General features: G+C 62.1%; 27 protein-coding genes and 1 tRNA gene. 19 read left to right on the forward strand and 9 right to left on the reverse strand.

Going from position 1 to position 22,367, the window contains the following annotated elements:
• Positions 1-137 precede the first annotated feature (137 nt).
• Genes GOQ28_RS03780 through GOQ28_RS03800 form a run of 5 tightly spaced genes read left to right on the forward strand, consistent with a single transcriptional unit; the run spans position 138 to position 2,783 of the window.
• Positions 138-437, forward strand: coding sequence for a 2Fe-2S iron-sulfur cluster-binding protein (locus GOQ28_RS03780; RefSeq protein ID WP_160355484.1), 300 nt, complete (start codon positions 138-140; stop codon positions 435-437).
• Positions 438-459: 22 nt separating this feature from the next.
• The gene (locus GOQ28_RS03785) at positions 460-780 is read left to right on the forward strand and encodes a ferredoxin (RefSeq protein WP_160355485.1); all 321 of its coding nucleotides are present in this window, start codon (positions 460-462) and stop codon (positions 778-780) included.
• A gap of 3 nt (positions 781-783) precedes the next feature.
• Positions 784-1,062, forward strand: a complete 279-nt coding sequence (locus GOQ28_RS03790; RefSeq protein WP_160348756.1) for a 2Fe-2S iron-sulfur cluster-binding protein — start codon at positions 784-786, stop codon at positions 1,060-1,062.
• A 17-nt stretch (positions 1,063-1,079) separates the two neighbouring features.
• On the forward strand, positions 1,080-1,832 hold the full coding sequence (locus GOQ28_RS03795; protein WP_160355486.1) for a sulfite exporter TauE/SafE family protein: 753 nt from the start codon (positions 1,080-1,082) through the stop codon (positions 1,830-1,832).
• A 27-nt stretch (positions 1,833-1,859) separates the two neighbouring features.
• Positions 1,860-2,783 (forward strand): ornithine cyclodeaminase family protein, encoded by a 924-nt coding sequence (locus tag GOQ28_RS03800; RefSeq protein WP_160355487.1) that lies wholly within the window; start codon positions 1,860-1,862, stop codon positions 2,781-2,783.
• Positions 2,784-2,903: 120 nt separating this feature from the next.
• Here GOQ28_RS03800 and GOQ28_RS03805 read toward each other — a convergent pair whose 3' ends face one another.
• Both GOQ28_RS03805 and GOQ28_RS03810 read right to left on the reverse strand, forming a co-directional pair.
• On the reverse strand, positions 2,904-3,566 hold the full coding sequence (locus GOQ28_RS03805) for a GntR family transcriptional regulator (RefSeq protein ID WP_160348798.1): 663 nt from the start codon (positions 3,564-3,566) through the stop codon (positions 2,904-2,906).
• A 135-nt stretch (positions 3,567-3,701) separates the two neighbouring features.
• Positions 3,702-3,944, reverse strand: coding sequence for a hypothetical protein (locus tag GOQ28_RS03810; RefSeq protein ID WP_160355488.1), 243 nt, complete (start codon positions 3,942-3,944; stop codon positions 3,702-3,704).
• Positions 3,945-4,282: 338 nt separating this feature from the next.
• On the opposite strand from GOQ28_RS03810, the gene GOQ28_RS03815 reads away from it, so the two are divergent.
• Positions 4,283-5,830, forward strand: a complete 1,548-nt coding sequence (locus GOQ28_RS03815) for a hypothetical protein (protein ID WP_160355489.1) — start codon at positions 4,283-4,285, stop codon at positions 5,828-5,830.
• A gap of 81 nt (positions 5,831-5,911) precedes the next feature.
• Here the strand turns inward: GOQ28_RS03815 and GOQ28_RS03820 are convergent.
• The 4 genes from GOQ28_RS03820 to GOQ28_RS03835 all read right to left on the reverse strand — a co-directional run bounded on the left by GOQ28_RS03820 (position 5,912) and on the right by GOQ28_RS03835 (position 9,302).
• Positions 5,912-5,985, reverse strand: a tRNA-Gly gene (locus GOQ28_RS03820).
• Positions 5,986-6,066: 81 nt separating this feature from the next.
• On the reverse strand, positions 6,067-7,053 hold the full coding sequence (locus GOQ28_RS03825; protein WP_160355490.1) for a Bug family tripartite tricarboxylate transporter substrate binding protein: 987 nt from the start codon (positions 7,051-7,053) through the stop codon (positions 6,067-6,069).
• 111 nt (positions 7,054-7,164) lie between these two features.
• Positions 7,165-8,112: a hydroxymethylglutaryl-CoA lyase gene (locus GOQ28_RS03830; RefSeq protein WP_160355491.1), complete on the reverse strand. Its 948-nt coding sequence runs from the start codon at positions 8,110-8,112 to the stop codon at positions 7,165-7,167.
• Positions 8,109-9,302 carry a CaiB/BaiF CoA transferase family protein gene (locus GOQ28_RS03835; RefSeq protein ID WP_160355492.1) on the reverse strand — a complete coding sequence of 398 codons (1,194 nt, stop codon included), beginning with the start codon at positions 9,300-9,302 and terminating at the stop codon, positions 8,109-8,111. Before GOQ28_RS03835 ends, GOQ28_RS03830 begins: the two co-directional genes overlap by 4 nt.
• Positions 9,303-9,561: 259 nt before the next feature.
• On the opposite strand from GOQ28_RS03835, the gene GOQ28_RS03840 reads away from it, so the two are divergent.
• Positions 9,562-10,224 carry a glutathione S-transferase gene (locus tag GOQ28_RS03840; protein ID WP_160355493.1) on the forward strand — a complete coding sequence of 221 codons (663 nt, stop codon included), beginning with the start codon at positions 9,562-9,564 and terminating at the stop codon, positions 10,222-10,224.
• A gap of 3 nt (positions 10,225-10,227) precedes the next feature.
• On the opposite strand, the gene GOQ28_RS03845 is transcribed toward GOQ28_RS03840, so the two are convergent.
• A complete protein-coding gene (locus tag GOQ28_RS03845) occupies positions 10,228-11,130 on the reverse strand; it encodes a LysR family transcriptional regulator (RefSeq protein WP_160348765.1) in 903 nt (300 codons plus the stop codon).
• A gap of 75 nt (positions 11,131-11,205) precedes the next feature.
• Here GOQ28_RS03845 and trmB point away from each other — a divergent pair, with 75 nt between their 5' ends.
• From trmB to lysM, 5 genes are all read left to right on the forward strand, one after another.
• Complete coding sequence (gene trmB / locus GOQ28_RS03850; RefSeq protein ID WP_160348766.1) at positions 11,206-11,970, forward strand: tRNA (guanosine(46)-N7)-methyltransferase TrmB; 765 nt, start codon at positions 11,206-11,208, stop codon at positions 11,968-11,970.
• A 2-nt stretch (positions 11,971-11,972) separates the two neighbouring features.
• On the forward strand, positions 11,973-12,914 hold the full coding sequence (gene pip, locus GOQ28_RS03855) for a prolyl aminopeptidase (protein WP_160348767.1): 942 nt from the start codon (positions 11,973-11,975) through the stop codon (positions 12,912-12,914).
• 9 nt (positions 12,915-12,923) lie between these two features.
• Positions 12,924-13,124 carry a sulfur carrier protein ThiS gene (gene thiS, locus GOQ28_RS03860; RefSeq protein ID WP_160348768.1) on the forward strand — a complete coding sequence of 67 codons (201 nt, stop codon included), beginning with the start codon at positions 12,924-12,926 and terminating at the stop codon, positions 13,122-13,124.
• A 223-nt stretch (positions 13,125-13,347) separates the two neighbouring features.
• A complete protein-coding gene (locus GOQ28_RS03865; RefSeq protein WP_160348769.1) occupies positions 13,348-14,055 on the forward strand; it encodes a class I SAM-dependent methyltransferase in 708 nt (235 codons plus the stop codon).
• Between the two features lie 163 nt (positions 14,056-14,218).
• Positions 14,219-14,665, forward strand: coding sequence for a peptidoglycan-binding protein LysM (gene lysM, locus GOQ28_RS03870; protein WP_160355494.1), 447 nt, complete (start codon positions 14,219-14,221; stop codon positions 14,663-14,665).
• A gap of 196 nt (positions 14,666-14,861) precedes the next feature.
• Here lysM and ffh read toward each other — a convergent pair whose 3' ends face one another.
• Positions 14,862-16,271: a signal recognition particle protein gene (gene ffh / locus GOQ28_RS03875; RefSeq protein ID WP_160355495.1), complete on the reverse strand. Its 1,410-nt coding sequence runs from the start codon at positions 16,269-16,271 to the stop codon at positions 14,862-14,864.
• Positions 16,272-16,448: 177 nt separating this feature from the next.
• Here ffh and GOQ28_RS03880 point away from each other — a divergent pair, with 177 nt between their 5' ends.
• From GOQ28_RS03880 to GOQ28_RS03895, 4 genes are all read left to right on the forward strand, one after another.
• Positions 16,449-17,291, forward strand: a complete 843-nt coding sequence (locus tag GOQ28_RS03880) for a cytochrome C assembly family protein (RefSeq protein ID WP_160348772.1) — start codon at positions 16,449-16,451, stop codon at positions 17,289-17,291.
• A gap of 1 nt (position 17,292) precedes the next feature.
• The gene (locus tag GOQ28_RS03885) at positions 17,293-17,550 is read left to right on the forward strand and encodes a PP0621 family protein (protein WP_160355496.1); all 258 of its coding nucleotides are present in this window, start codon (positions 17,293-17,295) and stop codon (positions 17,548-17,550) included.
• Between the two features lie 80 nt (positions 17,551-17,630).
• A complete protein-coding gene (ampD, locus tag GOQ28_RS03890; RefSeq protein ID WP_160355497.1) occupies positions 17,631-18,212 on the forward strand; it encodes a 1,6-anhydro-N-acetylmuramyl-L-alanine amidase AmpD in 582 nt (193 codons plus the stop codon).
• Between the two features lie 9 nt (positions 18,213-18,221).
• A complete protein-coding gene (locus GOQ28_RS03895; RefSeq protein WP_160355498.1) occupies positions 18,222-18,842 on the forward strand; it encodes a glutathione S-transferase family protein in 621 nt (206 codons plus the stop codon).
• Positions 18,843-18,861: 19 nt separating this feature from the next.
• Here the strand turns inward: GOQ28_RS03895 and GOQ28_RS03900 are convergent, their stop codons facing one another.
• Complete coding sequence (locus GOQ28_RS03900; RefSeq protein WP_442862075.1) at positions 18,862-19,278, reverse strand: MarR family winged helix-turn-helix transcriptional regulator; 417 nt, start codon at positions 19,276-19,278, stop codon at positions 18,862-18,864.
• A gap of 242 nt (positions 19,279-19,520) precedes the next feature.
• Between GOQ28_RS03900 and GOQ28_RS03905 the strand changes: the two genes are divergently transcribed.
• The 3 genes from GOQ28_RS03905 (at position 19,521) to GOQ28_RS03915 (ending at position 22,328) form a co-directional block, all read left to right on the forward strand.
• Positions 19,521-20,783: a flavin-dependent oxidoreductase gene (locus GOQ28_RS03905; RefSeq protein ID WP_160355500.1), complete on the forward strand. Its 1,263-nt coding sequence runs from the start codon at positions 19,521-19,523 to the stop codon at positions 20,781-20,783.
• Positions 20,780-21,250 carry a DUF3237 domain-containing protein gene (locus GOQ28_RS03910; protein ID WP_160355501.1) on the forward strand — a complete coding sequence of 157 codons (471 nt, stop codon included), beginning with the start codon at positions 20,780-20,782 and terminating at the stop codon, positions 21,248-21,250. Before GOQ28_RS03905 ends, GOQ28_RS03910 begins: the two co-directional genes overlap by 4 nt.
• A 112-nt stretch (positions 21,251-21,362) precedes the next feature.
• A complete protein-coding gene (locus tag GOQ28_RS03915) occupies positions 21,363-22,328 on the forward strand; it encodes a Bug family tripartite tricarboxylate transporter substrate binding protein (RefSeq protein WP_160355502.1) in 966 nt (321 codons plus the stop codon).
• Positions 22,329-22,367 lie beyond the last annotated feature (39 nt).

Below are 22,367 nucleotides of genomic sequence, written 5' to 3' on the forward strand. Positions count from 1 at the left end.
CACTTCTAGCAAAATCCCCTATAAATCAAGGCGGCGTCAGGCCTGTACATTCTGGGCCGCGTGGACCGCTTGGCGATCTCGTTAGATTTAGTATACAGTATCCAAACGTTCACGCTTTATCGGCTGGGAGTCACCACATGCCACGAGTCATCTTTCACAAAAACGGCCAGACGTTCGAAGACGAAATCAAGACGGGATCGAACCTGGTCGTCCGGGCGGGAATCAAACAATTCCCCTACCCGCATCTGAGCTATGAATGCGGCATGGGCAAGTGCGCCCGTTGCGCATGCGAAGTGCTTGCCGGCGCCGAACACTTGCCGCCGCCAAACTGGAAAGAGAAGAAACAGCTTGGCGACCGCCTGGAGCAAGGCTATCGCCTGGCCTGCCAACTGTGGCTCGAGCATGACATCGAGCTGCGTCAAGAACCGACAGCCTGAACCAACGGCGGGAGCATTCCCCATGTACGTCATTCTGACTTCTAAGCCCGGACAGTATCGAACCGAAGCCGGCAACGACATCACCGTACTCGAAGCATGGAACTACTACTTGTGCGGTCGTTTGCGCGCCTGCTTCCAAATCGGCGAGCTGCATAAGGAGACGCGCGTACGCGTCATCGAGGAAGACGAAAGCGGCGTGATTAACGTCGTGCCTTCGAAATTCCTCGAGCGCTTCGACAGCTATGAGGCCGCGCGACGCGAGCTGGATCAGCTCTGCTCTTACGGCGGACTCGACGCACGCCTTGAACCCGCTAGCGCTACCAGCCACATTAAACAGGCCTGACTCATGATCCGCATCACATTCGCCACCAACGACGGCAAGACCGCCGAGTTCCCCGAAAAAACCAACCTGCTCCGTGCTTCGTTGCGCGCTCAGGGCGGCATCCCCTTCAAATGCGGCGGGGGTCTGTGCGGTACCTGCAAATGCACCATCGACAGTGGCCGCGAAAACGTCGATGACGTTAAACCCAAAGAACGCAAGCATCTCACCGAAGAACAACTGGCTCAGGGTCGACGCCTGGCCTGCCAGACCTTTGTTCACGGCGATATCTCTGTCTCCTGGTAGCGCGCGACGTGGCTGTCATGCAAAGCGTGTCGCAGCTGACGCACGAGCTCAGTTGGAACGTCTACCTGGGCATGGGGTTCATGGTGGCTGCCGGCGCCTGGCTGCAAGGCATCGGCGGCTTGGGTTACGCGATGTTTTGCGCGCCCATCGCGGCGCTGCTTTTTCCGCAGTTGGTGCCCGGCCCCTTGCTGGCCGTGGGCGCGCCACTGGCCTTGTTAGCCTATTTACGCGAACGTCCTGCGATGGACTGGCGCATAGCTGGCGCGACGCTGGCCGGGCGCGTCGCGGGCACCGTGCTCGCGGCGGGTTGCCTGGCCTATTTCAGTACGCGCACCATGTCGCTTATGTTCGCGCTCATGATCCTGACTGGCGTGGCGTTGAGTCTCATCGGCTGGCGTGCTCGCCCCAGCATGTCGAATCTCGCCGTCGCGGGGGTGGCATCGGGCTTGATGGGAACCATCACCAGCGCGGGCGGCCCGCCCTATGCGGTTGCCATGCAAAGCCTGCGTCCCGCCACGATACGCGCGACCTTGGGCATCGTTTTTTTCATCGGCACCATTGTCTCGCTGGGTGCATTGAGCTGGGCGGGACGCATGTCGTCCTCGCAATGGTGGATCAGTCTGGCGTTATTGCCCTGGATGGGCGCCGGCTTCTGGTTATCGACGCCAATGGCCAAACGTTTTTCCCAACAAAAAATACGCCGATATTTGCTGGCCATCGCGTCACTCGGTGCCGCCGGCGTTCTGATTCAAGTGCTGCTAAACGACTGAGCCGCACCTGACTACAAGGAACTAACAATGCTACATATCACTGATGCGATGGTCGATGAACTCATCGACGCTGCCGCCGCACAGCAAGTCTTGCGCGAAGCCTTCGCCTGCTTTGGACAAGGCGAAGCCGCCATGCAGACGCGCGAACGCACCGAGGCCGGTGGCGTAAAACTGTCGACCATGGGCGCCGTCATCCCCGGCCTGCGGGTCGCGGGTGCCAAGGTCTACACCACCATCAAGGGAAAGTTCGACTTCGTCATTCTGCTGTTCTCCACCGAAGACGGCCGTCCCTTGGCCACGCTGGAAGCCAACGCCATTACCCGCCTGCGCACCGCCGCCAGCACGGTCGTGGCGGCCTCGTACCTGGCACGCCCGGACAGTCGGCGGCTGATGCTGTATGGCGCCGGCGTACAAGGCCAAGCGCATGCACGGCAGCTGGCGCGCGCCTACTCCTTGGAGCGCATCACGGTGTCGGATCCCTGGGCCAGCGATGCGCTGCTACAAGAACTGGAACGCGACTGTGGCGTCGAGGTGCGTCGCAGCGCTGACCCGGCACCCATCGAGCACAGCGATATCGTGGTGACCGCGACGCGCTCACGCGAGGCGCTATTCGATGGGTCGCGTCTGGCACCCGGAACATTCGTCGCCGCCATTGGATCCAGCCTGCCCGACACGCGCGAACTCGACGACACCGCGCTTGCACGGGCGGCATTGATCGCGGTCGAATGGCTGCCCCAAAGCTTTCGTGAAGCGGGCGACTTGGTATTAGCCGATACGACTTTAGGCATCGATGGTCGGACAGTGGAGCTCGGCGCCTTGATCACTGGCGCACACCCGGGGCGGCAAGACGCCAGCGACATCACGCTATACAAAGCGGTGGGAGTCGGACTCGAAGATGTGGCGCTTGCAGGATTGGCCTATCAGCGGTTGCAAGGCGCAAAGGGCATTTAGCGAGCCGGGCGGTGTCGCGCCGCTCCTGGCGTCATGGATCGCTGCGATGCGTAAACTGCAAGCGGTTATCGAGATGGAGCCTCCAAGGCTCCATCTGTATGAACTATCAGCTATGAGCCGTCAAGGCTCCATCTGCGCGGCGTTATACACGTGACGAGCGGCCAGCAAACTCGCGAGTTCCGCATCACCCTTGATGACCGCGCGCAGAATCGCGGCGTGCTCTTCCCAGTTCTGCTGCGCGCGCGCCGCACTGAACGGTGCGAACAGCACGGCAGTACGGTCGCGTAGCGACAGCATGACTTCCTGCAGCACGGAATTGGCGGCGACGCGGCCTAGCCCTTCGTGAAAGCGGCGGTTCAGCTGCGAGAGTGTCTCGATATCGGCATGGGCGGCCAAGCGCGTGCCCTCGGCAAGCAGCTTTTCCAGATCCGCGATCTGCGCAGGGTCGTGACGCTGCGCGGCGAGCTTTGCATTCAGCGCCTCGAGCGTTGCGCGCACCTCGACCAGCTCACGCAGTTGCCCGCGCTCGAACTGCGTCACCGAGGCGCCACGGCGCGGCTCGATGGTGACCAATCCGCAAGCCGCCAGTTGACGCAGCGCCTCTCGCACCGGCATACGCGACACCGAGAACTCTTCCGAGAGTCGGCCCTCGACCAGACGTTCGCCGGGCGCGATCGCGCCGCTCAGAATCTTTTCTCGTAGCGCGTCCACGACCAATTGCGTCAACGGCGAATGAGTCAGCCCAATTCGATTGTCTCCGCCAACAGGCGTCGTGCTTTGCATGGTGTCCATCTTTTAATCCGCTCTGGCTTCCGACGCATGGAGCCAAGAATCCGCGCCGGCTGCACTACTCAATGGGCTAATGTATACGGATATGGATTCATGTGTCGAGCCGATACGACCCAACGGCGGCGTGATCTAGCGCGTCGCGGCGTTACGTTCGCGGCGGATCTCCGCGAAAGAACGCAGATCTTGCATGGCGGGCGCCCAAAGGCGCTCTGGCGACAGGGAGCGCAGACGGGCTTCTTGCCAACCAACAAATGCGCGCTCGAGTCGAGCAATCAGGCCGGGGCGGCGCGCCTGACGCAGCGTATTCCATCCCTCGGTCAGCCGACGGGGATCGCGGTTCGGGTTCATAAATTCAAATACGGAATCGGTCATAGCAGGAAGTAGAGTCATTGCCAGCCCGACACGTGTCAGGCGGCTAATCATGGAATACCCTAATTATAAGGGTTTATCCGGATACCGTATCCCTTCATTGGGACATACGGCCCCGAAACGATGCATTTTCGCCGCAAAAGCACGGAAATCTGCACCGTCATCGCACTTCACTGCACCCGAATCCGCCAATTTGTATACCGATTGTTAATTTTTCGGCCACACGCCCTTCCCCCATCTCGGGATCCGACGGCCTTTTGCGGGTAAATACCAGGGGATTTTGCCTACCAGAATGTATATTGTATACAAATAGTCTACTTATCATCCGGGGAGCAGCTGTCATGGATACAACGATCGCCATAGGACCGGCGAATTGGGCCTACTTGGCCGGCGTGGTGGTGATCATCATCACAATGATTTATCGAGCCAACGTGGTGGTCCCTTCGATCATCGCGACTGCCGTCGTCGCGTTCGCGTGGTCAGGCAGCTTGATTGCCGGCATCGGCAGTATTTTCAGCGCCAGCATGACGGCGGCCAGAGAGCTGTTCAATATCTTTCTGATCATTGCGCTGATGACCGCGCTATTGAATTCGCTCAAGCACATCGGCTCGGACGTACGTATGGTGCGGCCGTTTCGGGCGGTGATGACCAACGGGCACATCTCGTTCTTTATCCTGGCCTTGGTCACCTATTTGATCTCCTTGTTCTTCTGGCCCACGCCCGCCGTCCCGCTGGTGGCCGCCGTACTGCTGCCGGCAGCCATCGCCGCCGGTCTGCCGCCCCTGGCCGGGGCCATGGCGATCGCCATCGCGGGCCAAGGCATGGCGCTGTCTTCGGACTATGTGATCGGTGTTGCCCCGGGGATCAGCGCCAAGGCGGCCGGCGGTCTGAGCGCCGCCCTGGTAGGCGACCGAGCCCTGGTGCTATCTCTCGTCGTGGGTGCCGTCGCGCTCGCGCTGTCTTATTGGAAGATCCGTCGCTTTATCCAGCCTGGCAGTGACGCGCTGCTGGAACGCTGGGAGCTCACGCCCAACGGCTTGAACCAGGGGCCGCTGCCCGGTGCCGGACCATTCGACAAAGCGGAAATCGCACGCGGTACCGCACACGAACATGAACTCGCAACCGATGAAGAGATTGAAGCCGAGTTGCGACGCGACGCGCATACGCGCGCATCACGCCTGTTCGCGATCGTCACGCCGCTGACGTTTCTGCTGATCGTGCTGGTGATGATCGCGCCTAAATTGATCGACGGCGCACCAGAACTCAAAGGTGGCGAAGCCGCGATGCTCATTGGCGGCGCTGCGGCCCTGCTCATGATCTGGGCCACCATGGCGGCCGAAGGATTCCGCAAAACGCTGGACTTGGCGGCGGACCATCTCACCGATGGATTCGTGTTTGCCTTCAAGGCAATGGGATCGGTATTGCCCATCGCGGGTTTTTTCTTTATCGGATCCGATGGCACGGCGGGCAGTATCCTGGGCATCCCGCCGGGAGAACCCGTGCCGAACCTGCTGTTCGAGCTCGTACAGGCCGGCCAGCAATGGATACCGGATAGCCAGCTGCTCGTCGCGCTGGGCGTACTGTTAATGGGCATGATCACCGGCATCGACGGATCGGGATTTTCGGGTCTGCCATTGACGGGCACGGTAGCCGGCGCTTTGGGTCCGGCAGCGGGCATCGACCCTGCGGCGCTGGCCGCGCTCGGGCAGATGGGCGCGGTGTGGACGGGCGGCGGCACGCTGATCGCATGGTCGTCGCTGATCGCGGTGGCGGGCTTTGCGAGAGTACCCGTGCTGGAAGTCGCGCGAGCACTGCTGATTCCGGTGGTCTGTGGGCTGCTGCTAGCGGCGGTGGTGACAGTCACGCTCTGGGGCAGCCCCGTAGCATAAGAACACGCGCAAACGCCGACGGCCCATTGCTACGCAGAGCATGTCTCGTAAGCCTGGGCCGATGGCAATACAAAATGGGATTGGAGCGGGTGATGGGAATCGAACCCACGCTTGAGGCTTGGGAAGCCGCCGTTCTACCATTGAACTACACCCGCTCGGGTGTCGTGCCGCACCCGTGGGTGCGGCAGAGGGTGTGAATTATAGCTTGGGATTGAACCCTCGCGAAGCCGGGCGGCTTAGTTGGCCTTGATATCGGCCGCTTTCACCACCTTACCCCAACGGTCGTATTCCTCCTGGGTGTACTCGGCCAGCTTGGCCGGGCCCATGAAGTCGGCTTCCGCGCCCTGCTCTTCGGCTTTCTTGCGGAACGCATCGGTTTTCATGATGCCTTCGATGGTGCCGGCCAGTTTGTCGACGATGGCTTTTGGCGTGTCCTTCGGCGCGTACATCGCGAACCATGAGGAAACCAGCAGATCGGGGTAGCCTGCTTCTGCCACGGTGGGTACGTCGGGCAAGGAGGCCAAGCGCTTCGGTCCTGTCACGGCGAGGGCGCGCAGTTTGCCCGCCGCGATATGGCCGAGCAAGGGTGGCGGTGTGGTGATCGTCAAATCCACGGCGCCACCGAGCAGATCGTTCAAGGCCGGGCCGGTCCCCTTATAGGGGATATGCTCAATCTTGACGTCTGCCATCTGTTTCAAGAGCTCGGTCGCCACATGCTGCAGCGCGCCGTTGCCAGAGGACGCATAGTTGAGCTTGTCGGGATTGGCGCGCGCGTATTCGATCAACTCTTTGAGCGAATTCACCGGCAGGCTCGGCCGCACGACGATGACTTGCGGCGCCGACAAAATATTCGCGATGGGCGCGAAATCCTTGATTGGGTCCCAGTCCGTCGGCTGCACGTGCGGCGAAATCGCGTTATAGCCGGAGTATTGCAATAGCAAGGTATAGCCGTCAGACGCGGCCTTGGCCACGGCTTGCGATGCAATGCTGCCAGAAGCACCGGGCTTGTTCTCGACCACGACGCTTTGCTTGAGCGCTTCGCCCAAAGGCTGAGCAATCAGACGCGCGGCGAGATCGGTGGTGCCGCCGGGCGCGGCCGGCACCAACAGGGTAATCGGACGATCGGGATAGTCCGCCGATGCCACGGCGGGACTGAACGCGATGGCCGTCAGCGCAGCGGCGACGCCGGCGCGCAGCGGTTTGAAGATAAAGGACACCGTCATGGTTGTCTCCTGATAAGTGTTATGGATACTGCCCGCGTCTATGTCGCGGTGTTAATGGAAGCGATACACACGCTTGATCGCCCCCGGTACAACAATTGATTGGCGTGCTCGTTATGCGCCGAATTTCTCCGCAAGCCAGGCCGGAGGTTGATGCGTGGCGAGGCGATGGCCGGCGGCCAGCAACGGCGTAGAGAACTCCCGCTGCACCAACTGCGGCAATCCGCGCACCACATTCATTAAGGGGTCCAGCGTCACGCCGGTGGTCACGCCCATGCACTCGAACATATGCACCAGTTCTTCGGTATTGACGTTGCCGCTCGCACCCGGCGCGAAGGGACACCCTCCTAGTCCACCGACTGCCGCATCGAAGCGAATCACCCCTGTCTGCCACGCGGCGATCGCATTGGCCAATGCCATGCCGCGCGTGTTGTGGAGATGGATCGTGATAGGCAACCCCGGAAATTCGCGCAGTGTTCTCTCGCACAACGCCGCCACCTGCGTGGGATAGGCCATGCCCGTCGTATCGCACAACGTGATGCCGGCAGCGCCTGCGTTCACGAGCTCGTGCGCCAGACGCAGCACCTCTTCGGCCGACACATCGCCATCAAACGGGCAACCGAACGCCGTTGACAGCGACACATTGCACGGCGTGGACGTGCCCTGCGCTGCACGCAGGATGTTGGTTAGCTCCTCCAACGACTGCGCGCGGGTCATGCGCAGATTGGCGCGGTTATGCGTCTCGCTGCTGGACATCACGAGATTGATCTCCTGCGTCCCGGCCTCGACGGCGCGCTCCAGACCGCGCACGTTGGGCACGAGCGCGGTGTAGATGACGTCGGGACGGCGACGGATGCCGCGCATCACCTCTTGCGCATCGGCTAGCGCCGGAATCGCGCGAGGCGAGGTAAAGCTCGTGACTTCAATGCGAGCGAAACCGCAATCGGACAGCGCATCGACCAGCGCTATCTTTTCCTCTGTCGGGACGAAGGCCTTTTCGATCTGCAGCCCATCGCGGGGACCGACCTCATTGATTTCGATACGGGATGCACCGGTGTTCATGCAATCACTCCACGTGCGCGCAATATGGCGCGTTGTTCTTCGGTCAGGCCTGCCTCCGCGAGCACGGCGTCGGTGTGCTCGCCGAGCGTCGGGGCCCGATCATGAATCTCTCCGGGGTTGTCGGACAGGACCGGGAATACCGCGGGCATTTCGACTCGTATGCCACTGGCGGCCTGCACCTGCGCGATCGCGTTGCGGGCACGGTAATGCGGATCGCGCGCGATATCCGCCACGTTATAAATGCGGCCGCAGGGCACATCGGCTTCACGCATGGCCGCCAGCACTTCGTCGATCTCGCGCTGCATGGTCCATGCGCTGATGGCGTCATCGATCTCCTGCGCGCGTTTGGCGCGACCGTCGTTGTGCGCGAGCGCCGGATCCTGACCTAGATCGTCGCGGCCGATGCGTGACATCAGTCGCATATAGATGCCGTCGCCGTTGCCCGCGATCAAGACGTAGCCATCCTTGCATAGATACGCGTTCGATGGGGCGATGCCTGGCAAGGAAGCGCCCGACGGCTGACGGACCGTGCCGAACACCGTGTATTCCGGCAAAAGGCTCTCGGTGAGATTGAACAAGCTCTCATAAAGCGCGGCATCGATCACCTGCCCTTCGCCGCCACGGGCATCCCGTTGATACAGGGCCAGCATCACCCCCAGCGCGCCATGCAGCCCGGCAATCGTATCGCCCAGAGACAACCCGCCACGCACCGGCGCGCGGCCGGGCTCGCCGTTCAGATAACGCAGGCCCGCCATGGCCTCGCCGATCGCGGCGAACCCAGGTTCACGCGCCTTGGGGCCGGTTTGACCGTAGCCGGACACACGCAGCATGATGAGGCGGGGGTTGAGCTTGTGCAGCTCGTCCCATGACATGCCCCACTTTTCCATGGTACCGGGACGGAAGTTCTCGATCAGCACATCCGCCTCCGCGGCCAGCATGCGCACGATGTCCTGGCCCTCTTTTTGGCGCAGGTCTACACAGACGGATTGCTTGTTGCGCGATTGCGCTTCCCACCAGACAGAGGTGCCCTCATGCAGCAGCCGCCATTTGCGCAGCGGATCCCCTTGTCCGGGCGGCTCGATCTTGATGACCTGCGCGCCAAAGTCCGCCAAGGTTTTCGCCGCGAACGGACCCGCGATCAGCTGTCCCAGCTCCAACACGCGAATTCCGGCCAAAATCTGTCCTGCCATGCCATTCCCTTGAAAGCGGTTTTCCCAGGCCGGCAGTGTGCGCGAAAGTGGGTGGGCTGGGAATGATTGTTACGCGAAACGGGTTTCTGCAAATGGAAAAGCCCCTGGGTTGGCGGGACACGCACGCGTCACTGCCATGCTGCACCGGTAGCGCCGCCCCGACCTTGCGCACACCTTTCCCCGCAATGGCCCGCGCACGAGCGAAAAGCGCGGCCGTGATACTTTTCTCTGTCACGCACCACCTTGCCTGCGACCTCGCATGACCGCTCTCGAACTGCCCGTTTTCTATTCGTTTCGCCGCTGCCCCTACGCCATGCGCGCCCGTCTGGCGCTGGCGGTCAGCGAGCAACCCTGCGAACTGCGCGAGGTCGTGTTGCGCGCCAAACCGCCGCAATTGTTGGCCGCCTCGCCCAAAGGCACCGTACCCGTACTCGTGCTGCCCGACGGCGCGGTCATCGATCAGAGCCTGGATATCATGCGCTGGGCGCTTACCCGGCATGACCCGCAGCATTGGCTGGCCGCCGACCCTGATACCGCTGCCCAATACGATGCCCTGATCGAACAATGCGATGGGCCGTTTAAAACCCATCTGGACCGCTACAAGTATCCGGTACGCTACGACAACGTAGACCCCCTCACCCATCGCGCGGCGGCCGGGGAAATCTTGGGCGCTTGGGATGAACGCCTCAGGCGCACCGATTACCTCTTCGGCCCACACCCCTGCCTGGCGGACATGGCTATTGCCCCGTTTGTGCGTCAGTTTGCGCAGATAGAACCGCAATGGTTCGATCAACAGCCATGGCCGGGGCTGCAGCGATGGTTAAAGGTTTTCCTGTCTACCGTGCTATTTCAGCGCATCATGCACAAATATGCAGCCTGGGAGGCAGGCACGGAAACCGTGACGTTTCCCCCGCAGTGCTGATCTTCACTGCACGGATTCACGGTGCAAGTGCGTCCAAAGCAATTTCGCCGCCACGTTCAGCGCCTCGACATCGCGCGCGCCGATCAAGAGCCAACGATGCGCCCATTCGTCGGTCAGCGGGATCAAACGGATCGACATGGAACGCGCATGGGGTTCCGCAGCGATACGCGGCAGCACGCCCACACCACCCGTGGCGACCACCATGCGGCACAGCACATCGAAGCTGCGCACCTGGATCCGTAGACGCATCGCCTTGCCCAGCCGACGGCTTTCCTCATGCAAGCGCAGCGCCAGCGAGGTGGTCGGTGGCAGCGTCACATAGGCGTAGTCCAGCGTATCGACAAAAGCCACCCGGGACAGCCCTGCCAAGGGGTGTCTAGGCGGTGCAATCAAGACAAGCTCATCGGGCCGATAGCGCGCGGTCTTTAAGCCTTCTGCTGGCGTACGGTCGGCAAATACACCGATATCGGCGCGATTCTCCAGCAAAGCGGTCACGATATCCGTGCTGTTTTGCTCTTCCAGATCGATGCGCACAGCGGGATGTTCGTCCATGAAGCCCGCCAGATCCTCGGGCAGGAACTGCGTCAATGACGAGGTATTCGCCGCGATCCGCACCTGCCCGCGTACCCCTTGCGCGAAATCGGACAAACTGCCCGCCATCTGCTCGACTTCGTGCAGCACCCGTTGCACATGCGCCAGACAGGCCTGCCCCGCGTCGGTCAAGGCCACGCCGGCGGGATTGCGGTACAGCAACGGCGTGCCCAACGCGGCCTCCAGATCGGAAATCCGCTTGCTCGCCGCCCCCACCGCCAGATGCGACTGACGCGCGCCAGCCGAAATACTGCCCGCCCGGGCAACGGCCGCAAACAAGGCTAAAGTCGTGAGGTCAAAACGCGAGACATTCATGCCGCAGATGCTACCTCACATCGGGCGCTGCCCGGCGCGCAACATTTCGTCTGCGGCCCTACTACAATCCACCCCATGAATACGAACACCCCCGAATCCCCGGACACGGCACCTTTGTCCGACACCACCCGCGCCGCGCTGGAACCGGCCACCCAGGCACCGAACAGCCCCGGCGCCACGCATATCCGCAGCTTCGTCCATCGGCGTGGCCACATCACACAAGGTCAGCGCGAAGCGCTGGAGCAACTGTTGGACAAATGGTCCCTGCGCTACACGCCCGAGCGTATCGATCTGGCCGCGCCCTTTGAGCGCAGCGCGCCGACCGTGCTCGAGATCGGCTTCGGCATGGGCGAGACCACCGAGAAAATCGCGCTCGCCCGCCCCGACGACAACTTCCTGGGCGTTGAAGTCTTCAACGCCGGCGTGGGCGCCATGCTGCGTCGCATTGAAGATTCCGGCCTGAAGAACGTGCGCATCATCCAGCACGACGCGGTCGAAGTGGTGCGCGACATGATCCCGCCCAATAGTCTGGCTGGCGTGCATGTCTATTTCCCCGACCCGTGGCCAAAGAAACGCCATCACAAGCGCCGCTTGCTACAGCCGCCCTTCGTCGCCCTGCTGGCCAGCCGTATCGCGCCGGGCGGGTATCTGCATTGCGCCACGGACTGGCAGGACTACGCCGTGCAAATGCTGGAAGTCTTGAGCGCCGAGCCGCTACTGAAGAACACGGCCGCCGATTACGCGCCGCGTCCCGACTACCGCCCCCAAACCAAATTCGAAACACGCGGGCTGCGGCTGGGTCATGGCGTGTGGGATCTGATTTTTAAACGAGTCGAGTAACCATGCTCTATCCTGCCATTGAGCCCTATCGCCAGGGCATGCTGGACACCGGCGACGGCCATCAGGTGTATTGGGAGCTCTGTGGCAACCCGCAGGGCAAGCCGGCGGTATTTCTGCATGGCGGGCCGGGCAGCGGCTGCGCGCCCGTGCACCGTCAACTGTTTGATCCCAAGCGCTATAACGTGCTGTTGCTGGACCAGCGTGGCTGCGGCCGGTCGACGCCCCATGCCAGTCTGGAAAACAACACGACCTGGCATCTGGTCGCCGATATCGAGCGCCTGCGCACCGAAGTCATGGGCGCGGACCGCTGGCTGGTGTTTGGAGGCTCCTGGGGCTCGACTCTGGCGCTCGCCTATGCGCAGAAGCATCCCGAGCACGTCAGCGAACTCGTCGTGCGCGGCATTTTTGGCGTGCGTCGCGCCGAGCTGCAGTGGTTCTATCAAGAAGGCGCCTCGTGGTTGTTCCCCGATCACTGGGAGGCCTACCTCGAACCCATTCCCCCCGAAGAACGCGGCGACCTGATTGCCGCCTATCACAAGCGCCTGACGGGCGATGATCCGGCCGAGCAACTTCGCGCGGCCAAGGCCTGGAGCCGCTGGGAAGACAGCACCATCACACTCATGCCCAGCCCCCGGCATCAGCAAAGCCATGCGGCCGATCGCGCCGCGTTGGCCTTCGCACGGATCGAAAACCACTATTTCGTGAACGGCGGTTTTATGGAAGACGGCCAGCTGCTGCGCGACGCCTATAAATTGCGCCACATCCCGGGCACCATCGTGCAGGGTCGCTATGACATCTGCACCCCGGCGCGCACCGCGTGGGAGCTGCACCGCGCCTGGCCCGAGGCGGAATTCCATATCGTGCCCGACGCCGGCCATGCCTTCGATGAACCTGGCATCCTCGCGCGCCTGATCGCCGCCACCGATGCCTACGCCACCCGATAAGGAGCCCTGATGCAGATCATGCTAAACGGCACCGCACGCGAGTGCGCGGCCGACACCACTGTCATTCAATTGCTGGAAGCGCTCGGCTATGCCGGCAAGCGCGTCGCGGTCGAGCGCAATGGCGAGATCGTACCCAAGAGCCAACATACAGCTGCCAAGCTGCAAGATGGCGATCAGGTCGAGATCGTCGTGGCCGTGGGCGGGGGTTGATCTTCCCTGTAGCGTAAGCGGCAAGCGGCGACGCGCATTGGTGACCAAGCGTTTCCGCACTAGGCGTCAACGCTACAGAGTGCATAAATGTTCAACGCTGAGCTACCGGCACCGGTGACCCCCTTGCGCCAGAACCTCTAAGGAGTACGCTGGCGCCTGGGTTGTCACCGGCGCCGGAACACCGACGGTTTCCCACGCGCCGGCTCCCTTCAGAGGAGTCCATATGCTGCGCAAGCTATTTACCGAAGATACCTTGGCCGCTCAAGGTGCGGGCGCTCGCCTGCTGCGCATGGCAGGCGGCGCCGGACGGCGCGCGACGGGCCAGGTAGTTCGGCGCCTGCATCGCCACGCCTGGGTTGCCGAAAGAGTGCGCTTCGTCCGAGCCTGGCGTGCGAATCCCAAGAGTATTGGCGCCATACTGCCCTCCAGCGCGCGGTTGGCCGCCGCCATGACGCGTGACCTCCAACCGAATGACGGCCCTTGTCTGGAGCTAGGTGCGGGAACCGGTTCGTTTACCCGAGCCCTTATCGCAAAAGGCTTTACTCAAGCCCAGCTCACCCTGGTCGAGATGGATCCGCAGTTCGCACGCCAACTTCGCGAGGAGTTTCCCGAGGCGTACGTCTACCAAGGCGACGCTGCACGCCTGGCCGATGTCCCGCTATTTGTCGATGGCTTGGCCGGGGTCGCGATCTGCGGCTTGCCATTGCTCAACATGCCGCTCAAAGCCCAGATCGGCATCCTGAGGGGTACCTTTGCGCAGCTGCGGCCAGCAGGCGCGCTGATATTGTTCACCTACGGCCCGCGCTGCCCCGTCCCGCTGCGGGTGCTGGACCGCCTGAACTTGCGCGCACGCCGTGTTGAAACGGTAATCGCGAACGTACCGCCCGCTCATGTGTGGAAACTGACGCGTCGGACTGCGGCAGGCGTCTGATTCGACGACGTCATACAATTTGTTACCCTATTACGGCAAACGGCCACATCTAGGCATGCAAATCGGCCCATAATGAAGGTTCCAATGGCATGCGGATGTGCGATATCACGCGATCTGCGGCGAATCTGGCACTAAAATTGCCTAAACATGGGCGAGGAACGAAATGGGTCTACTGAGCTTTATCAAGGACGTTGGTGAGAAACTCTTCGGCGCGCACGAGGCCCAAGCGGCATCGGTAGATGAGTTGAAAAAGGAGCTGGACAAGCACGGCCTGAACGCCGATGGTCTGGACATCAAGGTCGAAGGCGACAAAGTCACCGTGACCGGCGAGGCGGCTTCGACGGAAGAGGCCGAGAAGATCTCCTTGGCGCTGGGCAACACGGTTGGCGTGGCCCAAGTCGACAATCAGCTCACCGCCAAGCAGGCGACGCCAGAAGCCACCATGTACACCGTGAAGAAAGGCGACAACCTCTGGAAAATCGCCGAGGCGCACTATGGCGCGGGCCAAGGCGCCAAGCATACGGTCATCTTCGAGGCCAACAAGCCCATGCTGACGCACCCCGACAAGATTTATCCCGGTCAGGTGCTGCGTATTCCGCCCCTGCAATAAACCCTTGCGATAGCAAATCCGTTCAAACTGGCAGCCCCCGCAGCGCTGCCGGTTTGTACCGGTGCGGACTATCCCCGCTCGCGCCGGTCAATTCGGCCAGACTCCGGTCTGGCCGTCTTTTTTTGCATCCGCATTTGCCACAGCGGCACCCGCGCTGCCTCGCTGCAGCACAGGCCCCACCACCGCACGGACAGCGTTAGCGTAAGCCGCCAAAGCGTCCCAGGCCCTTCAAGCCGCCCATGGCGCGCATCATTTTCGCCATGCCGCCCTTTTTCATCTGCTTCATCATGCCCTGCATCTGATCGAATTGGGACAGCAGACGATTGACCTCCTGCACCGGCACGCCGGCGCCCGCTGCGATACGGCGTTTACGCGACGCCTTGATCAGCTCGGGCTTGGCGCGTTCGGCCGGGGTCATGGAATTCAGGATGCCTTCGGTGCGACGCAGTTGCTTTTCAGCCTGCCCGCCTTGCAGCTGACCGGCGGCCTGCTGGAATTGCGCGGGCAGCTTTTCTAGCAGCGAGCCCATATCGCCCAGCTTTTTCACCTGGCCGAGCTGTTCGCGGAAATCGTTCAGGTCGAATTTGTTGCCCGACTTGAGCTTGGTCGCGAGCTTTTGCGCCTCGGCGATGTCGATGTTCTTCTGCGCCTGCTCGACCAGTGACACGATGTCGCCCATGCCCAGCACACGCTGCGCCATCCGGTCGGGATGGAATGGCTCCAGGCCGTCGAGCTTTTCGGACACCCCGACAAACTTCAACGGCTTGCCCGTGACATGGCGCACCGACAGCGCGGCGCCACCGCGCGCATCGCCGTCCAGCTTGGTCAGCACCACACCGGTCAACGGCAACGCGTCGGCGAAAGCCTTTGCGGTATTGACCGCATCCTGGCCCTGCATCGCGTCCACGACAAACAGCGTCTCGACCGGATTGACCAGATCGTACAGCGCGCGGATCTCGCGCATCATCGCTTCGTCGATGCCCAAGCGGCCCGCGGTATCCAGGATCAGCACGTCATAGTGATGACGGCGGGCATGGTCTACGGCATTACGCGCGATATCTTCTGGTTTCTGGCTGGGATCGGAGGGGAAAAAGTCGATGCCCGCCTGCGCGGCGACGGCTTTCAACTGATCGATAGCGGCCGGGCGATACACGTCGGCGCTGACCGTCAGGACCTTTTTCTTGCCGCTATTGCGGCCGTTTTGGGTATGGTTGCCCTCGGCCAGCCAGCGGCCGAGCTTACCAGTCGTGGTGGTTTTGCCGGCACCTTGCAGACCGGCCATCAAGATAATGGCGGGGGGCTGCACGGCCAGCGAGAGTTCGCCGGCGCCCGTGCCCAGATCGCCGCCCATCAGCGAAGTCAGCTCCTTGCTGACCACGCCCACCAGCGCCTGGCCAGGACTGAGACTACCCACGACCTCCTCGCCCAAGGCTTTCTCTTTCACGCGCGCGATGAAATCGCGCACGACAGGCAGAGCCACGTCGGCCTCGAGGAGCGCCATGCGCACTTCGCGCAGCATCTCCTGCGTATTGGCTTCGGTGAGGCGGGCTTCGCCGCGCAGCGTCTTGACGACGCGCGACAAACGTTGTGTCAGGTTATCGAGCATGAGAGGCGTTTCCGCTTACACTAGTTGATTGAACGGTGACCCGGGCGGGCTACTCCCGCTGGGCCACCCCCCGAGGTACCAATCCCCGTAGAGGGCAGCCAGGCGCGGGCGCGACGACGGGCTTTTTGCCCCTGTGGCGCACGGCGCCGGAGAGGCCCCATCCAGACAACGGTTTTTATGTCATTAGGCATTGTATTTCACGCAGCCGCCGCCCTGGCCTATGCCGTGCTCGGCACAGCCCTCTGGCAGCGCCTGCGCGGAGCCGGCCGCGTCGAGAAAACCGGCAAGGTAGCGCGCTTGGGCCTGCTAGGCGCACTGGTTCTGCAGGGCGTGGCCCTGCAACAATCCATGCTGGGCGGCTCGCATCTGACCATAGGCTGGGCGCTGGCGCTGTCGGCGACGGTGTGGCTGGGCATGGTGGTGTTCTGGCTGGAAAGCTTTGTGGTGCGAATCGACGGCCTGCAGTTGCTGCTGCTGCCCGCGGCCACGATTGTGTGTGTGCTGGCAGCGATCTTTCCCGACGGCGTGCGCGTGCCGCATGCCGAGGATGGTTCGATACGCGTCCACCTGCTGATCGCCTTGGCCGCCTATGCGCTCATTACCGTGGCCGCGCTGCATGCCCTGCTGATGGCGCTGTTGGACCGGCATCTGCATCGCCCGCTGGAGACGCCCGCAAACCGCAGTCTGCTAGGGCGAGTCCTGGACGCCCAGGCGCCGCTCCTGGTGCAGGAACGCCTGCTGTTTCGCGTCATCTGGATCGGCTTTCTGGTCCTGACGGCGGCTGTGGTTACCGGCTCGGTCGCGTCGATGGAGCTGACTGGCAAGATCCTGCCCTTTGATCACAAAACAGTTTTCACCCTGCTGTCTTGGCTGACCTTTGGCGTATTACTGCTGGGACGCCATATACGCGGCTGGCGTGGCCGCGTCGCGTTGCGCTGGACTTTGACCGGTTTCGGCTTTTTAATTCTGGCCTACACCGGTACGCGTTTCGTGCTGGAAGTCATTTTGCAACGGAGCTGAAGTGGGCAAGCTGCTAATCTGGGTCATCGTCATCCTGGCCGTCATGATGGTGATGCGTATCGTGGCTGCCCGCAACAGCACCCGGCACACGACGCGCCAATCCCCCCCAAAGCCACCCGCCCGCCAGCCTGGGCAGGGGCCGGTCGAATCCATGGTGCGTTGCGCGCATTGCGGCATTCACCTGCCCCGATCCGAAGCCACGCTACTTGATGGCAAGACCTGGTGCAGCCAGGAACACGCGCGACTCGGCGAGCGCTAGTCGAGTCATCCTGGCGGCCCCTTGAACCGGCAGTCAAGGCAGGCATAATGAGGCTTACGTATCCATAACGAGCCGCATCCATGTCTTTTCGCTTAGATCGACACGGGTGGCTCAGGCCCGCGACGAACGTGCGCCTGCTGCCCTCGCCCAACTGCGACGCCCGCCCTGCCGGGACGACGGTTTCTCTACTGGTCATACACAACATCAGCCTGCCACCCAATGAATTCGGTGGCCCGCATGTCGCGGGGCTGTTCCTTAACCGCCTGGACTACGACGCGCATCCCTGGTTCGCACGACTAAAAGGCCTGCGCGTATCGGCGCATTTTTTCATCCGCCGCAACGGTGAAGTCGTGCAGTTCGTCGCCGCTGACAAGCGCGCCTGGCATGCCGGCGTATCGCGGTTCGAACGCCGCGAGCGCTGCAATGACTTTTCCATAGGAATCGAACTCGAGGGCACGGACACCTTGCCCTATACCGACGCGCAATACACGAGCCTGGCCAAATTGACGCGCACGCTGCGTGCGCGCTACCCGCTGCGCGCGGTGCGTGGCCACGAACATATCGCCCCCGGCCGCAAGACCGATCCGGGGCCCGCTTTTCAATGGACCCGTTTCGGGCGCTTGACTGGCTTTCTGCGCCGGCAGCTGCCCGGCCAATATTAAGGAATCAACATGCTAAAGATCTGGGGACGTTCAAGTTCGGTCAATGTACAAAAGGTCTTGTGGACGGCGCGCGAGTTGGCGCTGCCGCATACGGCCGAACAAGTCGGCGGCAAATTCGGCGGTTTGGACACGCCCGAATATGGCGCGATGAACCCGAATCGCAAGGTGCCGGTCATCGACGATGGCGGACTGATCCTGTGGGAGTCCAACGCGATCGTGCGCTATCTGGCGGCGCGATACAGTGAAGGCGCCCTGTGGCCCACCGATGTCGCCGTACGCGCGCAGGCCGATCGCTGGATGGACTGGACAGCCACGGAATGGCAGCCGGCCATGGTGCCCGCCTTTTTAGGCTTGATCCGTACTCCTGAAGATCAACGCGACACGGCCGCGATCGAGGCATCGACGGCAAAAGCCAATCAGCTGGGGCAAATCCTCGAAGACGCCCTGCAGCAAAAGGAATACATCGTCGGCAGCCATCTGACCATGGCTGACATTGTTCTGGGCTGCGTGGCGCACCGCTGGCTTTCGCTGCCGATCGAGCGCCCCAAAACGCCCGCCATGAACACGTGGTATCGCCGGCTGATGACGCGCCCCGCCACCCAGGGCGTGCTAGTACTGCCGCTCTCCTGAGTCAAACGCAGTTGACCCATCAGCCCAGCCGGGCGAGCAGCGCAAAGAGCTGCTCACGCTCCGCTGTGCTGAGGCTCGCGCTAATGCGATCATCGTGCGCGCGTACTGCCTGCGTAATGCTGGCGTGCGCGCGTCGCCCGGCAGCCGTCATCGTCAGCGCATACGCGCGCTTGTCCTCCTTGACCTCGCTGCGCGTGACATAACCCATTGCCTCCAGCTGATTCACCAGTTGCACCGCGCCAGACCGCGCGATGCCCAGTATGCGCGCCAGATCCGTCAACTTCAGATCCGGATTCTTCGCCACCAGGGTGAGCGCCGAAAACCGCTGCGGCGTGATATCCCAAGGCTCCAGCGCCGCCAGAAAATCCTCGTAAATCAAAATCTGCGCGCGCCGGATCGCATAACCCACAAGAGAGTCCAGTGCCCCGTAATTCACGCCGGGAACATGAGGGTCAAAAGCCTCGCCACGGGCTTGCGGCCGCCGTGGTCTTGATGCTGAAGCGCTGGACATAATTACATGCAAAATACAAAGGACCTACACACTACCGCAGACGCGCGGCGTGCGCCATCGCGGTTTGCGGGTTAGTCCCAGTGCCGCTCATTCCCGCGATTTTGTTATGGTTCATAACAATATAAGATTCAAACAAGCATGCCCTACCCGCATGCTGGAGTGAGGCTATGAATATCGTAATCGCCGGCGGCGGCATTGGAGGGCTGACGCTCGCTTTGATGCTGCATGCAAGAGGCATTCCATGCCGCGTCTATGAAAGCACCCAGACGCTGCGCCCCTTGGGCGTGGGCATCAATTTGCTGCCACACGCCGTCAATGAGCTCGAACCCCTGGGATTGCTCGACGCGCTGGCAGCGCGCGGAATCCAGACATCCGAGCTGCACTACTACAACAAGCTTGGCCAACCGATCTGGCGCGAGCCGCGCGGTCTGAATGCGGGTTATCCGCTGCCGCAATTTTCCATCCACCGGGGCGAACTGCAGATCCTGCTCGCAGAAACAGTACGCGCGCGCCTGGGCGAAGACGCGATCGTCACGGGCATGGTGCTGGAGTCCGCCGAGCAAGACGGCGCCACGGCGCGCGCGCATTTTCGCAGCCGCCATGACGGCCAGCTGCATACCGTGACGGGAGATGCGGTGATCGGCGCCGATGGCATTCATTCCGCGCTGCGTAAACAGTTCTACCCCACCGGCGACGAGCCACGTTTCTCGGGCCGGATGCTATGGCGTGCCGTGACCGAGGCCGATCCGTATCTTGACGGCCGCACTATGTTCATGGCGGGGCACCAGGACCAGAAATTCGTTTGCTATCCCATTTCGGCTCCTTTGCATCGCCAGGGCCGCTCGCTGATTAATTGGATCGCCGAGCTCGCCATCCCGGATGCCACGCTGCCCGCCACGGACTGGAACCGCAGCGTGGATAAATCTGTCTTCGCCGATAAATTCGCGGACTGGCGTTGGGACTGGATCGACATTCCATCCATCATCGATGGCGCGCAGGCAATCTACGAATTCCCGCTAGTGGACCGCGATCCGCTGCCACGTTGGACCAAGGGGCGCATGACCCTGTTGGGCGATGCCGCGCACCCGATGTATCCCATCGGGTCAAACGGATCGGCACAAGCCATACTGGATGCGCGCTGCCTGGCCGATTGCCTGGCGCAAGTGCGCCAAGGCGCGCTGCGCGGTTTGGAGACCGCCTTGCTGGAATACGAGGCAGAACGTCTGCCGCGTACGGCGGGCATCGTGCTGCGCAATCGCTTGAACGGCCCCGAGCAGGTCATGCAAATGGCCGAAGACCGCGCCCCCGACGGCTTTGCCCACATCAACGACATCATTCCGCAAGAGACCTTGCAAGCCATCTCGCTACGATATAAACAACTGGCGGGCTTTGACCCCGCCGCGTTACGCCGATCCACCGGAGCAACATGATGACGACGCCCACCGCCCCCTTGCTGGAACACATCGCCACCTTGCACGTCTATGTGGGTCCACCACAAGAAGTGGGCGAGACGCCTAGCGGCCGCCGCCGCATCATCCCCATCCTGGGCGGGAATGTCTCCGGCCCGCTGCTCAACGGCACGATCTTACCGGGCGGGGCGGATTTTCAATCGGTACGTTCGGCGACCTACACCGATATCCAGGCACGCTATGTGATCGAGACGACCGAGGGCCATCGCGTCTATGTCGAGAACACTGGCATCCGCACATGTAGCGCGGAAGACACCGCGAAGCTCGCGCAAGGCGAAGCCGTGGACCCCGCTCGCGTTTACTTTCGTACCTACCCGCGATTTGAAACCGCTGCGCCCGAGCTGGCTTGGTTGCAAGAGCAACTATTCGTGGGCACCGGCGCGCGCTACCCAGATCATGTAGAACTGAATTTTTATCGAGTGGGTTAACCGGGCTGATACCCCAAACCGCGATCACTGCTACCACCACGCCACTTCTTCATCTCAACACCTATAGCAGCCAGCAAAGTACTGGCTATCTCACTTGCTACGGAGACACATCATGCGATCCCCTTTGCGCCGACTGCTCGTTACGGCCTTGCTGTGCTTGCCCACCGTCGTGCTGGCCGACTATCCGAATGGACCGGTACGTCTCAACGTCGGTTTCCCGCCAGGAACCGGCCCTGACATCGTGGCACGCACGCTTTCCCAACAGCTGGGCGAGCGGCTAAAACAAAGCGTTGTGGTGGAAAACCGCGCCGGCGCGGGCGGGCAGATCGCCGCGCAGGCCGTGGCCCGTAGCCCGGCGGATGGCCAAACCCTGTTGTTGGGAGAAGTGGGTTCGATCAGCATCTCACCGGCCACGTACGACAACCTGAACTACGATCCGGCCAAAGACTTCGCACCGATTTCCGAAGTCGTGCGCGCGGATTTCGCACTGGTGGTGCCGGCGGATTCGCCCTACAAGACACTCGCTGATTTCGTCAAAGCGGGCAAGGACGCAAAAGACCGCGTCAACTTTGGCACCTTTGGCGCGGGAACACCGGGGCATTTTGGCGCAGAACTGTTCGCGCGCGAAACAGGCATGAAGATCGAGCCTGTGCACTACCGCTCCACTGGCGACGCCGTCACCGCACTCGTGTCTGGCAACGTGCAAGCTGCGTTTGTCACGACCGCGTTGGCGGCGCCCCAGGTGCAAGGCGGCAAGATGCGCGCGCTCGCCATCACGGGCGCCAAACCCTCGGATGCCCTGCCCGGCGTTCCGACCTTTGCTCAGGAAGGTCACGACAAGGTGGATTTCGGCGCGTGGTTCGCACTGTTCGCACCGGCAGGCACGCCGGACGCGGTACTTGATCGCCTGCAGAAAGAAAGTGCCGCCGCGCTGCAAGCGCCAGAGGCCGCCCGGACGTTGAAGGACGCGGGTTTCATCGTGGTCGCCTCCAGCCGCGAGGATCTCAAGAAACTGCTCGATAGCGAGGCGAAGCGTTGGTCCGAGGTGGTGAAGGCAACGGGCTTCAAGGCGAACTAGCCATTGGCTCGGGGCATGGCTGGCTGAATTCCCCAACTA

Source organism: Bordetella sp. 02P26C-1 (assembly GCF_009763255.1).
In the GTDB taxonomy this organism is placed as follows: domain Bacteria; phylum Pseudomonadota; class Gammaproteobacteria; order Burkholderiales; family Burkholderiaceae_B; genus Bordetella_A.

Coding starts and splice junctions, on each gene's coding strand:
- GOQ28_RS03825 (WP_160355490.1), bottom strand. CDS start 7,053: ATGACGGTGTCCTTTATCTTCAAACCGCTGCGCGCCGGCGTCGCCGCT.
- GOQ28_RS03840 (WP_160355493.1), top strand. CDS start 9,562: ATGACCGCTCTCGAACTGCCCGTTTTCTATTCGTTTCGCCGCTGCCCC.
- GOQ28_RS03905 (WP_160355500.1), top strand. CDS start 19,521: ATGAATATCGTAATCGCCGGCGGCGGCATTGGAGGGCTGACGCTCGCT.
- GOQ28_RS03815 (WP_160355489.1), top strand. CDS start 4,283: ATGGATACAACGATCGCCATAGGACCGGCGAATTGGGCCTACTTGGCC.
- GOQ28_RS03780 (WP_160355484.1), top strand. CDS start 138: ATGCCACGAGTCATCTTTCACAAAAACGGCCAGACGTTCGAAGACGAA.
- GOQ28_RS03865 (WP_160348769.1), top strand. CDS start 13,348: ATGCTGCGCAAGCTATTTACCGAAGATACCTTGGCCGCTCAAGGTGCG.
- lysM (WP_160355494.1), top strand. CDS start 14,219: ATGGGTCTACTGAGCTTTATCAAGGACGTTGGTGAGAAACTCTTCGGC.
- pip (WP_160348767.1), top strand. CDS start 11,973: ATGCTCTATCCTGCCATTGAGCCCTATCGCCAGGGCATGCTGGACACC.
- trmB (WP_160348766.1), top strand. CDS start 11,206: ATGAATACGAACACCCCCGAATCCCCGGACACGGCACCTTTGTCCGAC.
- ampD (WP_160355497.1), top strand. CDS start 17,631: ATGTCTTTTCGCTTAGATCGACACGGGTGGCTCAGGCCCGCGACGAAC.
- GOQ28_RS03785 (WP_160355485.1), top strand. CDS start 460: ATGTACGTCATTCTGACTTCTAAGCCCGGACAGTATCGAACCGAAGCC.
- thiS (WP_160348768.1), top strand. CDS start 12,924: ATGCAGATCATGCTAAACGGCACCGCACGCGAGTGCGCGGCCGACACC.
- ffh (WP_160355495.1), bottom strand. CDS start 16,271: ATGCTCGATAACCTGACACAACGTTTGTCGCGCGTCGTCAAGACGCTG.
- GOQ28_RS03880 (WP_160348772.1), top strand. CDS start 16,449: ATGTCATTAGGCATTGTATTTCACGCAGCCGCCGCCCTGGCCTATGCC.
- GOQ28_RS03800 (WP_160355487.1), top strand. CDS start 1,860: ATGCTACATATCACTGATGCGATGGTCGATGAACTCATCGACGCTGCC.
- GOQ28_RS03790 (WP_160348756.1), top strand. CDS start 784: ATGATCCGCATCACATTCGCCACCAACGACGGCAAGACCGCCGAGTTC.
- GOQ28_RS03830 (WP_160355491.1), bottom strand. CDS start 8,112: ATGAACACCGGTGCATCCCGTATCGAAATCAATGAGGTCGGTCCCCGC.
- GOQ28_RS03795 (WP_160355486.1), top strand. CDS start 1,080: ATGCAAAGCGTGTCGCAGCTGACGCACGAGCTCAGTTGGAACGTCTAC.
- GOQ28_RS03915 (WP_160355502.1), top strand. CDS start 21,363: ATGCGATCCCCTTTGCGCCGACTGCTCGTTACGGCCTTGCTGTGCTTG.
- GOQ28_RS03910 (WP_160355501.1), top strand. CDS start 20,780: ATGATGACGACGCCCACCGCCCCCTTGCTGGAACACATCGCCACCTTG.
- GOQ28_RS03895 (WP_160355498.1), top strand. CDS start 18,222: ATGCTAAAGATCTGGGGACGTTCAAGTTCGGTCAATGTACAAAAGGTC.
- GOQ28_RS03845 (WP_160348765.1), bottom strand. CDS start 11,130: ATGAATGTCTCGCGTTTTGACCTCACGACTTTAGCCTTGTTTGCGGCC.
- GOQ28_RS03810 (WP_160355488.1), bottom strand. CDS start 3,944: ATGACCGATTCCGTATTTGAATTTATGAACCCGAACCGCGATCCCCGT.
- GOQ28_RS03805 (WP_160348798.1), bottom strand. CDS start 3,566: ATGCAAAGCACGACGCCTGTTGGCGGAGACAATCGAATTGGGCTGACT.
- GOQ28_RS03835 (WP_160355492.1), bottom strand. CDS start 9,302: ATGGCAGGACAGATTTTGGCCGGAATTCGCGTGTTGGAGCTGGGACAG.